Source organism: Agromyces sp. NPDC029043 (assembly GCF_055564615.1).
Genome location: NZ_JBVHVX010000007.1, coordinates 214,114 through 221,917 on the forward strand (window position 1 = coordinate 214,114; position 7,804 = coordinate 221,917).

Annotated in this window: 6 protein-coding genes; 1 reads left to right on the forward strand and 5 read right to left on the reverse strand. The window is 71.6% G+C overall.

The annotated features are described in order from the left end of the window. Positions 1-56 precede the first annotated feature (56 nt). The 5 genes from ndk to ACZ4TW_RS11580 all read right to left on the reverse strand — a co-directional run bounded on the left by ndk (position 57) and on the right by ACZ4TW_RS11580 (position 6,244). The gene (gene ndk, locus ACZ4TW_RS11560; RefSeq protein ID WP_465542858.1) at positions 57-479 is read right to left on the reverse strand and encodes a nucleoside-diphosphate kinase; all 423 of its coding nucleotides are present in this window, start codon (positions 477-479) and stop codon (positions 57-59) included. Further along, positions 476-928, reverse strand: coding sequence for a DUF4233 domain-containing protein (locus ACZ4TW_RS11565; RefSeq protein WP_465542859.1), 453 nt, complete (start codon positions 926-928; stop codon positions 476-478). The genes ndk and ACZ4TW_RS11565 overlap by 4 nt, the downstream gene beginning before the upstream one ends. After that, positions 925-2,301 (reverse strand): bifunctional folylpolyglutamate synthase/dihydrofolate synthase, encoded by a 1,377-nt coding sequence (locus ACZ4TW_RS11570; RefSeq protein ID WP_465542860.1) that lies wholly within the window; start codon positions 2,299-2,301, stop codon positions 925-927. The genes ACZ4TW_RS11565 and ACZ4TW_RS11570 overlap by 4 nt, the downstream gene beginning before the upstream one ends. After that, complete coding sequence (gene ileS, locus ACZ4TW_RS11575) at positions 2,298-5,627, reverse strand: isoleucine--tRNA ligase (protein WP_465542861.1); 3,330 nt, start codon at positions 5,625-5,627, stop codon at positions 2,298-2,300. Before ileS ends, ACZ4TW_RS11570 begins: the two co-directional genes overlap by 4 nt. 266 nt (positions 5,628-5,893) lie before the next feature. Continuing rightward, positions 5,894-6,244, reverse strand: coding sequence for a GntR family transcriptional regulator (locus ACZ4TW_RS11580; RefSeq protein ID WP_465542862.1), 351 nt, complete (start codon positions 6,242-6,244; stop codon positions 5,894-5,896). Positions 6,245-6,348: 104 nt separating this feature from the next. Here ACZ4TW_RS11580 and ACZ4TW_RS11585 point away from each other — a divergent pair, with 104 nt between their 5' ends. Beyond that, complete coding sequence (locus ACZ4TW_RS11585) at positions 6,349-7,689, forward strand: MFS transporter (RefSeq protein WP_465542863.1); 1,341 nt, start codon at positions 6,349-6,351, stop codon at positions 7,687-7,689. Positions 7,690-7,804 lie beyond the last annotated feature (115 nt).

Below are 7,804 nucleotides of genomic sequence, written 5' to 3' on the forward strand. Positions count from 1 at the left end.
ACGGGGGGTGGGATCCGGTCGACCGGATCCCACCGCCCGCGTGTCCGCGCCGCGACTCAGGCGAACCAGAGCGCGAGCTCGCGCTCGGCCGACTCCACCGAGTCGGAGCCGTGCACGAGGTTCTGCTGGACCTTCAGGCCCCAGTCGCGGCCGAAGTCCCCGCGGATCGTGCCCGGCGCCGCGGTGGTCGGGTCGGTCGTGCCGGCGAGCACGCGGAACCCCTCGATCACGCGATTGCCCGCGACCCGCGCGGCCACGACCGGGCCGGACTGCATGAACTCGACGAGCGGCTCGTAGAACGGCTTGCCCTCATGCTCGGCGTAGTGCGTCGCGAGCAGTTCGCGGTCGGCCTGCAGCATGCGGAGGTCGACCAGGGAGTAGCCCTTGGCCTCGATGCGGCGCAGGATCTCGCCGGTGAGGTTGCGGGCGACCCCGTCGGGCTTGATGAGGACGAGGGTCTCTTCGATCTCGGTGGTCATGCGGGTTCCTTTCCGGGTTCGGTACCCGTGGCGGCCTCCGCCGCCCGGGCGCGGTCGATGCGGGCGCCGACGACCATGCAGTAGGCCCACATGCCGCCGAAGATCGCGCCGACCAGGTACATGGCGGGGTTGAGCAGGCCGGATGCCAGGACCAGCACCTGCACCGCCCAGCCGAGGACGTACGCCCACTCGTAGCGCAGGAGCGGGATGGTGAGGAGCATCAGCAGGATGAGCACGCCGCCCGCGACGAGCGCGGCCCACGACGGCAGCCCGAACGGCCCGCCGTCCTCCCGTGAGAGGCCCCAGATGACGAGCGCGCCCAGGAAGACGACGACGACCTCGAACGTGAGCACGATCGCCGCGAGGGTCTGGCGCAGCGAGCGCGCCGGTCGCGCGGGATCGGCGGCCGGGGGCTGCTCCTCGGGCATCGGCGCCGCCGCGTCGCTCATCGGCTCCCCCACTCGCGGTCCTCGGCGATCGCCATCGCGTCGCCGACGAGCGTGATCGACCCGGTCACGACGACCCCGCGCTTCTCGCCGCGGCCCGCCCAGTCGCGGGCTTCGTCGAGCGCGTCGTCGAGCCGCTCGGCGACGTCGACCCGATCGGGGCCGACGATAGAGGCGACGGATGCCGCGAGCTCGCCGGCCGGCACCGCCCGATCGGACTGGGACTGCGTCGCGAGGAACCGCGCGCCGCTCGGCTCGAGCGCGCGGACGATGCCGCTCACGTCCTTGTCGCCCAGCACGCCGAACACGACGAGCAGCTCGTCGAAGTCGAAGTACTCGCCGAGGGCCTCGACGAGCGCAGCGGCACCGTGGGGGTTGTGCGCCGCATCGACGAGCACGGTCGGCTCGGTCGAGATCGGGTGCAGGCGACCCGGCGACGTCACCGCGCCGAGTCCCTCCTCGAGCACGTCGTCGGCGAGGCGCACGGCCCCGCCGCCGAGGAACGACTCGACGGCGGCGACGGCGACGGCGGCGTTCTCGGCCTGGTGGCGCCCGTAGAGCGGGAGTGCGACGTCGCGGTACTCCCCCGCGAGCCCGCGGATGCCGACGAGCTGGCCGCCGACCGCGACACGCGAGTCGAGCACGGCGAATCCGCCGCCCTCGATCGCGACCGTCGCGTCGTTCGCCGCCGCGACCTCGTGCAGCACTTCGAGCGCCTCGGGTGACTGGAAGGCGGTGACCACCGCGGCCCCGGGCTTGATGATGCCGGCCTTCGTCCGCGCGATCTCGGCGACCGTGCGACCGAGGCGCGACTCGTGGTCGAGTGCGATGGGCGTGAAGACGGCGACCTGGCCGTCGGCGACGTTCGTCGAATCCCACTCGCCGCCCATGCCGACCTCGAGGACGACCACGTCGACGGGGGCGTCGGCGAAGGCCGCGAACGCGAGCACGGTGAGCGCTTCGAAGAACGTCAGCGGCTCCTCGTCGCGCTCGACGAGCTCGGCGTCGACGAGCCCGATGAACGGCTCGATCTCGCCCCAGATGCGCGCGACGGCCTCGTCGGTGATGGGCTCGCCGTCGATGCGGATCCGCTCGGTGAATCGCACGAGGTGCGGGCTCGTGAGCAGGCCGGTGCGCAGCCCCTCAGCGCGGAGGATGCTCTCGACCATCCGGCTCGTCGAGGTCTTCCCGTTGGTTCCGGTGAGGTGGATGACGGGTGCCGCTCGGTGCGGGTCGCCGAGCAGCTCCACGGCCCGTCGGGTCGCGTCGAGCCGGGGTTGCGGTGCGGCCTCGCCGATGCGGGCGAGCAGCGCCGCGTACACGGCGTCGGCGGCGTCGCGCTCGTCGGGCGTGGCCTCGGGGATGGCGTCGGTCACGGGACGGTCACCTCCGCGACCCGGTCGACGGCGACGAGCAGCCTCGAACGCTCGCCCACCGGACGCGCACCGTCGCCGCCCACGTCGCCCTCGGCGATGCGCAGCTCGGTCGCGAGCGTCTCGCGCGCGATCAGCTCGCGGTGCGCCTCGGCCGCCGCAGCGCCTGCGGCGTCGAGGGTGAGCTCGAGCCGGATGCGGTCCCCGACCTCGAGCCCGGCGGCCTTGCGCGATTCCTGGACGGCCCGCACGACGTCGCGCGCGAGTCCCTCGGCCTCGAGCTCGGGCGTCGTCTGCACGTCGAGGATCACGAAGCCGCCGTCGGCGAGCAGGCCGAGGGCGTTCCCGCCGTCGCCGGCGCCGCCGACCTCGAGCACGAGGTCGTACTCGCCGGGCTCGAGCGCGATGCCGCCCGCCACGACCGTGTCGCCGTCGAGCGACCAGTCGCCCGAACGAGCGGCCTGGATCGCCTGCTGCACCTGCTTGCCGAGGCGCGGTCCGGCGGCACGCGCGTTCACCGTGAGGCGCTTGGTGACGCCGTACGCGGCGGCGCTCGACTCGTCGAGCGCGACGAGCTCGACGCGCTTGACGTTGAGCTCGTCGCGGAGGATCGCCTCGAAGGGCGCGAGCGCCGCGGCATCCGCCGTCACGACCGTGAGCGACGCGAGCGGCAGCCGCACGCGCCGGCCCGCCTGCTTGCGCAGCGCCAGCACCGCACCGGTGACCTCGCGCACGCCGTCCATCGCCGCCACCAGCTCGGGGTCGGCGGGGAACTCGTCGGCGACGGGCCAGTCCTCGAGGTGCACGCTCCGCCCGCCCGTGAGCCCGCGCCAGACCTGCTCGGTCACGAGCGGCAGCAGCGGCGCCGCGAGCCGGGTGAGCGTCTCGAGCACGGTGTAGAGCGTGTCGAACGCCTCGGCGCCCGTGCCATCCGCCTCGACCCCCTGCCAGAACCGGTCGCGCGACCGGCGCACGTACCAGTTCGTGAGCACGTCGGCGAAGTCGCGCAGCTTCTGGGCGGCCAGCGGCGAGTCGAAGTCCTCGAGGTCGGCGGTGACCGCCTCGACGAGGTCGCGGAGCTTGGCGAGCAGGTACCGGTCGAGCACGTCGGTCGAGGAGGTCGAGCGGGATGCTTCGTACCCGCCCTCGCGCGCGGTGTTGGCGTAGAGCGAGAAGAAGTACCAGGTGCTCCAGAGCGGCAGCATGAGCTGGCGCACGCCCTCGCGGATGCCCTCCTCGGTCACGATGAGGTTGCCGCCGCGCAGAACGGAGCTCGACATGAGGAACCAGCGCATCGCGTCGGAGCCGTCGCGATCGAAGACCTCGTTGACGTCGGGGTAGTTGCGCAGCGACTTCGACATCTTCTGCCCGTCGTTGCCGAGCACGATGCCGTGGCTCACCACGTTCTCGAAGGCGGGCCGGTCGAAGAGCGCCGTCGAGAGCACGTGAAGGGTGTAGAACCAGCCGCGGGTCTGCCCGATGTACTCGACGATGAAGTCGGCCGGGTTGTGGCTGTCGAACCACTCTCGGTTCTCGAACGGGTAGTGGACCTGCGCGAACGGCATCGACCCCGAGTCGAACCACACGTCGAGCACGTCGGGGATCCGGCGCATGGTCGACTTCCCCGTCGGGTCGTCGGGGTTCGGGCGCGTGAGCTCGTCGATGTACGGACGGTGCAGGTCGGGTTCGCCGTGCTGGTTCAGCGGCAGGCGGCCGAAGTCGCGCTCGAGCTCCTCGAGCGAGCCGTACACGTCGATGCGCGGGTACGCGGGGTCGTCGGACTTCCACACGGGGATCGGCGAGCCCCAGTACCGGTTGCGGCTGATCGACCAGTCGCGTGCGCCCGAGAGCCACTTGCCGAACTGGCCGTCCTTGACGTTCGCCGGGACCCAGTTCACCTCCTGGTTGAGCTCCTCCATGCGTCCCCGGAATTCCGGCACGCGCACGAACCAGCTCGACACCGCGCGGTAGATGAGCGGGTTCCGGCACCGCCAGCAGTGCGGGTACGAGTGCTCGTAGCTCGCTTGGCGGAGCAGGCGGCCCTCGGCCCGCAGGAGCTGGGTGAGCGGCTTGTTCGCGTCGCTCCAGAGCAGCCCCGCGACATCCGTCACCTCGGGGAGGAACTTGCCGCCCTCGTCGAGCGAGAGCACCACCGGGATCCCGGCCGCCTCGCAGGCCTTCTGGTCCTCCTCGCCGTATGCAGGCGCCTGGTGGACGAGGCCGGTGCCGTCCTCGGTCGTGACGTAGTCGGCGACGAGGATGACCCAGGCGTTCTCGAGGCCCCAGCGCTCGACGTCGGCGTAGTAGTCGAAGAGCCGGTCGTAGGTGACGCCCTCGAGCTCGGCGCCGCGCACCGTGCGGCTCACGGCGGCGCGGGCGTCGTCGGCCGAGTCGTAGCCGAGCTCCTTGGCGTAGTTGCCCACGAGGTCGCGCGCGAGCAGGTACTCGGCGCCCAGCACCTCGGTGTCGGATGGCGCGTCGCCGCCGCGCTCGCGCAGCACCGTGGCATCCGGGGTGCCGTTCGGGCCGGCGGGCACCACGGCGTACTCGATGTCGGGACCGACGGCGAGCGCGAAGTTCGTCGGAAGCGTCCAGGGCGTGGTCGTCCAGGCGAGCGCGCGCACCGCGGTGAGGCCGAGCGACTCGGCCTTGGCGCCCGTGAGCGGGAAGGTGACCGTGACGGTCTGGTCCTGGACGTTCTTGTAGACGTCGTCGTCCATGCGGAGCTCGTGGTTCGAGAGCGGCGTCTGGTCGCGCCAGCAGTACGGCAGCACGCGGTGGCCCTCGTAGGCGAGGCCCTTCTCGTGCAGCTGCTTGAACGCCCAGACCACCGACTCCATGAACGTGACGTCGAGCGTCTTGTAGTCGTCCTCGAAGTCGACCCAGCGGGCCTGTCGCGTGACGTACTCCTCCCACTCCTCGGTGTAGCGGAGGACGGCCTCGCGCGCGGCCTGGTTGAACGCCGCGATGCCCATGCGCTCGATCTCGGCCTTGTCGGTGATGCCGAGCTGGCGCTCGGCCTCGAGCTCGGCCGGCAGTCCGTGGGTGTCCCAGCCGAAGCGGCGGTGCACCTGCTTGCCGCGCATGGTCTGGAAGCGCGGGAAGAGATCCTTGGCGTAGCCGGTGAGCAGGTGGCCGTAGTGCGGCAGGCCGTTCGCGAACGGCGGGCCGTCGTAGAACACCCACTCCGGTGCGCCCTCGCGCTGGTCGATGGACGCCTGGAAGGTGCCGTCGGCCTTCCAGTGCGCGAGCACGGCCTGCTCGATCGCCGGGAAGGACGGCGACGGCGTGACGGACGACTGCTCGGGGTCCTGGCCCTTGGGGTACAACGCTCGCTCCTGCTGGATTCGCCGGTTCCACGAGGACGGTGCGCCCGTCGAGCGCCACCGCGGTACCACCCCGCTTGCCCCGGCGACGCCGGAGCCTCTCGTTCCTCAGCTGTGACGGGCTGGTCCCGTTCGGTTCTAGTGACGACCCGGATGCCTCGTGGCGCCCGTTCCGCGTTCTTCCGAAGACTCCCCGGTGATGGCCGGATCGCAGTCGCTGGCTACCAGAGTACCGTGCGAGGCAGGTGGGCGCTCCCCCTCCGGCGCCCTCAGCGGTACGCCTCGCGGATGAGCGAGAGGAGCGCCGGCGCGTCGATGCCGTTGAGCCGCGCCTCGTCGACGAGGTCGTGGATGGCGCCGGCGAGTGCCGTGTGGTGGCCGAGCCGCTTGGCCACGACGGCGCCGCGGCCGGGATGCAGCTCGATGAGCCCCTCGTCGCGCAGGACGCGGTACGCGCGGAGCACGGTGTGGACGTTGATCTCGAGGGCCTCGGCGAGTTCGCGGGCGGCCGGCAGGCGCTCGCCGTAGGCGACGCGCCCGTCCACGATGGAGGCCCGGAGCGAGGAGGCGAGCTGGTCGAAGATGGGTCCGGGCGCGGTCGGGTCGAGGCGGATGCGCACGGATCGACGCTACGCCGCTCCCGCGAGCACTTCAAGCAGTTGTGCTAGTGCGAATAGCGCAATTGCCTTGTCGCGACATCCGGCCGCTGTCAGGATGGTCAGCCGTGACCACTGCAGTCCCCTCCACGGAATCCCTTCCCCCGAGCTCCTCCCCCGTCCGCCGCGTCGCCTGGGCGTCGATGGTGGGCACGTCGCTCGAGTCGTTCGACTTCTACGTCTTCGCGTACTTCAGCGCGTACTTCATCGGGCCGCTGTTCTTCGACCCGCTCGGCCAGTTCGGCGGCACGCTCGCCGCGTTCGCCACCATCGGCGTCGCATTCGTGGTCCGCCCGCTCGGCGCCGCGATCTTCGGCCACCTCGGCGACCGCATCGGACGGCGCGCGACCCTGCTCTGGACGGTCGGCGTGATGGGCGTCGCGACGGGCCTCATCGGCCTCCTGCCGACGTACGCGCAGGCCGGCTGGCTCGGCGCGGTGCTGCTCGTCCTGCTCCGCGTCGCGCAGGGCCTCTCGCTCGGCGGCGAGTGGGGCGGCTCGATCCTGCTCGCGACCGAGCACGCGAACCCGGTGAAGCGCGCGTTCTACGCGGCCGTGCCACAGCTCGGCTCCCCCGTCGGCTCCATCCTCTCGGCCGTCGTCTTCATCGTGATGACGCTCGTCCTGCCGGCCGACCAGCTCGCCGAATGGGGATGGCGCATCCCGTTCCTGCTCGCGTTCCCGCTGCTGCTCGTGTCGCTGTGGCTGCGCATCTCGATCGACGAGACGCCCGTCTTCAAGGCCGTCGTCGCGGAGCACCGGCGCGACCGGGTCCCGTTCGCCGCGATGTTCCGGGCGCAGCCCGTGGCCCTGCTCGTGGCGTTCGGCGCCGCGATGCTCGGCATCGGCTCGTACTCGCTCATGAACACGTACACGATCAACTACGGCGTCACGACGCTCGGCTTCAGCTTCCAGGACCTCCTGGTGGCGACCACGATCGGCGGCCTGCTGCAGCTCGTGACGATCCCGCTCTTCGGCTGGTGGGCGACCCGGGTCGGCTCAGCGAGGGTGGTCGCCTACGGCGCGCTCGGCACGCTCCTGATCACGTTCCCGATGTACTGGCTGCTCCAGTTCGCGAGCTTCCCCGTGCTCGTCGGCACCATGATCGTCGGCGGCATCCTCCCGACCATGTCGTGGGCGGCGCTCGGCGGCCTCATGAACGACCTGTTCGCCGACCACTACCGCTACTCGGCGCTCTCGGTGGCGTACGCCGTCGCGGCCGCGGTGTCCGGGTTCATCCCGCTGGTCACGACCCTGCTCGGCGAGTCGACCGGCTACGTGTGGTGGCATCCCGGGGTGGTGCTGGCGCTGCTCTCGGCGATCACGCTCGTCTCCGCGTGGGCGGCAGCGCGGATGCGGCACGCGCCCATCTCCGAGGACGGCCGCGAGGTGCAGCCCGCCGTCGCCTGAGGGCCGAGGGGAGGTTGCGGGGCGCGCCCGCTACATCCGCTCGCCGCAGCCGGCGGCAGCCCGTCTGGGCCGATCACGGAATGGTTCGTATGTCTCCCGTAGGCTTTAGCGTCCC